This window comes from Vibrio galatheae, assembly GCF_000967545.1.
Lineage (GTDB): Bacteria > Pseudomonadota > Gammaproteobacteria > Enterobacterales > Vibrionaceae > Vibrio > Vibrio galatheae.
Genome location: NZ_JXXV01000043.1, coordinates 1 through 4,895, shown reverse-complemented (window position 1 = coordinate 4,895; position 4,895 = coordinate 1). Strand labels below are relative to the sequence as shown.

General features: G+C 42.1%; 6 protein-coding genes. 3 read left to right on the top strand and 3 right to left on the bottom strand.

The annotated features are described in order from the left end of the window. Positions 1–14 precede the first annotated feature (14 nt). The 3 genes from TW81_RS18600 to TW81_RS18590 form a co-directional block, all read right to left on the bottom strand. A complete protein-coding gene (locus TW81_RS18600) occupies positions 15–638 on the bottom strand; it encodes an HAD family hydrolase (RefSeq protein WP_045957237.1) in 624 nt (207 codons plus the stop codon). A gap of 649 nt (positions 639–1,287) precedes the next feature. Continuing rightward, a complete protein-coding gene (locus TW81_RS18595) occupies positions 1,288–1,707 on the bottom strand; it encodes a hypothetical protein (protein WP_045957236.1) in 420 nt (139 codons plus the stop codon). Between the two features lie 170 nt (positions 1,708–1,877). Then, complete coding sequence (locus TW81_RS18590; protein ID WP_045957235.1) at positions 1,878–2,237, bottom strand: hypothetical protein; 360 nt, start codon at positions 2,235–2,237, stop codon at positions 1,878–1,880. Between the two features lie 1,074 nt (positions 2,238–3,311). Between TW81_RS18590 and TW81_RS18580 the strand changes: the two genes are divergently transcribed. The 3 genes from TW81_RS18580 (at position 3,312) to TW81_RS19335 (ending at position 4,232) form a co-directional block, all read left to right on the top strand. Next, positions 3,312–3,596 (top strand): type II toxin-antitoxin system RelB/DinJ family antitoxin, encoded by a 285-nt coding sequence (locus TW81_RS18580; protein WP_005497249.1) that lies wholly within the window; start codon positions 3,312–3,314, stop codon positions 3,594–3,596. Beyond that, a complete protein-coding gene (locus TW81_RS18575) occupies positions 3,593–3,871 on the top strand; it encodes a type II toxin-antitoxin system RelE/ParE family toxin (RefSeq protein ID WP_045957233.1) in 279 nt (92 codons plus the stop codon). The genes TW81_RS18580 and TW81_RS18575 overlap by 4 nt, the downstream gene beginning before the upstream one ends. 181 nt (positions 3,872–4,052) lie before the next feature. Beyond that, a complete protein-coding gene (locus TW81_RS19335; protein WP_156980992.1) occupies positions 4,053–4,232 on the top strand; it encodes a hypothetical protein in 180 nt (59 codons plus the stop codon). Positions 4,233–4,895: the final 663 nt, after the last annotated feature.

Below are 4,895 nucleotides of genomic sequence, written 5' to 3'. Positions count from 1 at the left end.
CTTCAAACTTGATACTAAGTGATAATTTCGACCAACTCCGACATGTTCTGTATTTGAACAGCTCCGAAGTAGTTTTGCTCTGCAACTTTAGGTGCGTAATAGACAGCTTTCATTTTTGCATTGGTTGCTGCTTCCAAACCTAACAAACTATCCTCCACCACACAGCAGTCTTCTGGGTTAAAGCCCATCGCATTTGCCGCATGTAAAAATAGCTTTGGTTCAGGCTTCCAAGAACCAACGTCGTACGAGCTAAAAATATTGTTAATAAAGTAACCATCTAAACCAGTAACGCTTAAAGCCCTGTTGATTTTCTCTCTAGGTGCAGAAGAAGCAATACAAAACGGTATAGAAAGTGATTCTAAGACTTCTTTAACACCAGGATTGGGCTTTAAATGTTCATCGAAAAGTTCACCCACTTTATAGCGATATTCAGATTCAAATGATTCCGGTAGAGAAATAGAAAACTCAGATTCCAAGCTAGCAAATATGGATGACAATTTGCATCCTCGAAATTTATCAAGTAACGCCTTAGCTTTGCATTCCACTCCAATTTCCGCCAACTGACGCTCTAATGCTAAATTACACAGGAGCTCACTATCAACTAGAGTTCCATCACAATCGAAAATGACTAGCTTCATGACTCTCCTTATCACATAACGCCCTGCTAAGTGGCTGCCAACCTGCCACTAAACTTAAACAAACCACCGTAAACGCCAAACCTGACTCGAAGTAAAACCGCCGAGCGTTGGCAGTCCGTCTTGAGCAGTTTGTTAGGAATGCTTATTCCGAGCACCTTTGCTGATTTGGAATGCAGTGGTTGACCTATAAAACACCAATGTTGAAAGCACCGCAACAAGCACTGAACTCAAATGACAAGCACTTCACTTTTTTGCGGTGGTTCGCTGAGCCAAAATACACTGAGCTTCAAACACCGAACCGCAGAGCCTTTTTAGGACAAGCGGTTTCTGATAACTAGACAAGGCCGTTCAAGCTCAAAAACGGTGAACCACTGAACTCGAAATTGAGCCACAAAACGGCGCTTTCACATGAAGATGTTCGAGCCACACTGGCGCGAAAGTAACTTCAACTGATGAACTAGAAGTGGCTGAGCGATGAACTAACAAGCCTGCAATCTTTAAAGCAACCTAACGCCCAATTAAGGGGTGAACAACGCCTCTAACCAAACCTAACGCATTGTGCCAAAAACACTAAATTTGAAGTAGAAACAAAAATGCCGAGCGTTGTGAATCCCTCTTAAATTGTTTGTTAGTTGCAGTTTTACCGACGCTATTTGCTCTCCACGTATACATCTATACCATTTTGGTTTGATACGACTGACGAGGGATATACTGTACTAGGTATACCGATAACAATGTCATGTGCGTTTCGCCATGAAATATCAATAACCTCATCTGAGTTATACACTGACTCATAGATAAGTTCGTACCTAGTCACAGTCACATCCGGTTGAAGCCACACTTTCATTATGTTGTCACTGTTTGGACACTGGGAAAACTGTGCATGTATTGCTCGCTTCCCCTCTAGACTAAATACTTTATCGCTTTCGCCAGTTAGGCAACCATTTGGACGTTCAACGACGGTGCGTTGTTTATCGAGGCCTAGGCTAGCCGATATAGACAAATAAACCGTTGAAATCCCGATAACCGCTAATACATGGATAACGACCAGATAGACTTTTTTCCACATTTTATATATTCCTAGAAACCTTGCGAATTCATGCTTAAATGCAACTAACGCCGCGTTAAGTAGTGAGCAACGCAAACCACCCTACCTAAACCATTGTGCCGTAAACACTAAAGCTGATTCAAACCTAGAATGCCAAGCGTTGCGAACCTGCCTTAAACGCTTTGTTAGAACTAATCCCAAAGGCATGTCTTAGATTCATGAATTCCGTTTGCACGAATTACCACTCCATACTGGCTAACTAAGTTAGTTCCTGCCCTTGAAACACACATAGCATCAGAATCTTCAATATCACAGATGTAAAATTGAACTTCATTTAACGTTCCATCAGTGACAACTTTAAGCCTTTCGTCACTCTCAGCTTTCTTATAACGAGAGCAAAAGTACCCATTAGCTTTAAAATCTTGTAAAGCACTCTGTATGTCCATATGGGCATAGTCTTTCTCAAGAGTTTTTTCAACTGTTGATATCGGTGGGGTTGAACACCCTATAAGTGATAGACTTATAAAAAATGATGCAATTTTGTATTTCAAAACTTCCTCCTAGTTCTAACGATTAGTTAAGGCGTGAGCAACGCAATACATCGGTCGCTGCAGACCTCCGTAATCACTATATTGGACGCAACATAAAAATGCCACGCGTTGTGAGTCGCTCTTGAACGTCTTGTTATATTAGTGACTAGAGCTTCAAAAGAACCGTACTGAGCTTTTCACGAGCTCGAATTGCCTATTGGATACGCAAAAATCGAAGCTGAGGCAGCGGAAAATGCCTTACCTCAAAGCCCAGCTCGTTCTGATTTTAATCGCAAGCGTATTAACCAGACGAGCTGGGCTTTGAGGGTAGCATGAGAATGCCCCCTGCTCACCCTTATTTTCGCTTGTAAGAGGCGCTCTCGATCTTACGTAATACTCTTGATTCATCGTGTTGCACCAGGCATCTCGAACCCGTCACTATATAACGCCCGCTTAAGTGGTGAGCAACGCTGCCACGAAATTTAATTATTGTGCCGTAAACACAAAAGCCGATTCAAACCAAAAATGCCGAGCGTTGAGAATCCCTCTTAAACGCTTTGTTATGTTTATGATTGCTAAGCGAACAATAAGGGTTGCTCAGGTAGATCTAAGCAATTCATTTGCTTTTAGCTCTGACCCCACCAATAGCTAGCCAGGTAACACAAGTGGCAATTACCGCGTATTTGAAAACTCTTGCGTTAAATAAAGATTCGCCAGAATAAGAAGTATGTGGTCCAACAACAACATAGCCTTGTTCATACACTTCAAATATTGAGTAACAGAAATATGAAGCGATCGAAAAGAAAAACAACTTCATAATAATTGCCAACTTTGTATCCAAGTAAAACTTAACCATATCCTGTACCCGTTATTCCTTAACACTTTATCACGCGTCAATTGATTTTCTGCATGAACATAACGCCAAATTAAGGTGTGAACAACGCTAACACCTCACCTAAAGCATTGTGCCATAAACACTAAACTTGCTTGAAGTGAAAGCGCCAAGCGTTGTGAATCACTCTTAAATTTATTGTTAGTTGCCCAACTTCAAACCTAGTGCTAACATTTGTACACACACAAAATATGGAGCACATCATGGACACCAGAATTCAGTTTCGTGTTGATGAAGAAACGAAACGACTAGCCCAGCAAATGGCAGAAAGCCAAGGCAGAACACTAAGTGACGCTTGTCGTGAACTGACTGAGCAACTAGCTGACCAACAGAGAAAGACTTTATCTCACGACGCATGGTTAACTGAACAAGTTAACTTAGCTTTTGAGAAGTTTGACTCAGGAAAAGCCACTTTTGTTGACCATGAGTCAGCTAAATCTCGTATGGCCGAGCGTAAAGCTAAAATCCGTAACCGAGGCAAATTATGATTTTGTGGGAAGAAGAGTCTCTCAATGATCGCGAAAAGATCTTTGAGTTTCTCTACGACTTCAACCCTGAAGCTGCTGACAAAACCGACAATATTATTGAAGCCAAAGTTGAGAACCTTTTAGAGCAACCTCATATGGGAGTCCAGCGTGACGGAATTAGAGGGCGATTGCTCATTATTCCTGAGATTTCGATGATTGTTTCCTACTGGGTTGAAGGTGATATCATTCGAGTTATGCGTGTGCTACACCAAAAACAAAAATTCCCAACGGACTAATTATGTCGACTGGGCAACTAACGCCCTGCTAAGTGGCGGCCAACATGCCACAAAATTCAAATAAACCATCGTAAACACCAAACTTAACCAGAAGTAAAACCGCCGAGCGTTGGCAGTCCGTCTTAAGCAGTTTGTTAGGAATGCTTATTCCAAACGCCTTTATTGATTTGGAATGCAGTGATTGACCCATAAAACACCAATGCTGAATGCACCGCAACAAGCACTGAACTCAAATGGCAACCACTTCAGCCAATTTGCGGTGGTTAACCGAAACCAAGATGCGCTGAACTTGAAAACACCGAGCCGCATAACCTTTTGGGATAAGCGATTTATCAAAACTCAACTTAGCCAAACGAACTGAAAAGCGGTGAACCACTGAATTCAAAGTTTAACCACAAAACGTGGCTTTCACGTAAAGATGTTCGAGCCACACAGGCACCAAAGCTATCGACAATTGATGAAATTGAAGTGGCTAAATGCTGAACTACCAAGCCTACAATCTTAAAAGCAACCTAACGCCCTGCTAAGCGGCTGCCAACATGCCACAAAACTCAAATAAACCACCGTAAACACCAAACCTAACCAGAAGTAAAACCGCCGCGCGTTGGCAGTCCGTCTTAAGCAGTTTGTTAGGAATGCTTATTCCAAGCGCTTTTGCTGATTTGGAATGCAGTGGTTGAACTATAAAACACCAATGTTGAGTGCACCGCAACAGCCACTGAACTCAAATGACAAACACTTCACTGTTTTTGCGGTGATTCACCGAACCAAGATGCGCTGAATTTGAAAACACCGAACCGTAGAATCTTTTGGGAAAATCGGTTTCTGAAAACTGAACTTGGCCGAACAAGCTGAGAAACGGTGAATCACTGAACTTGAAATTTAGCCACAAAACGAAACTTTCACATGAAAATGTTCGAGCCACACAAGCGCGAAAGTAACTTCAACTGATGGACTTGAAGTGGCTGAGCGACGAACTACCAAGCTTGCGATCTTAAAAGCAACCTAACGCCCTGTTAAGGTG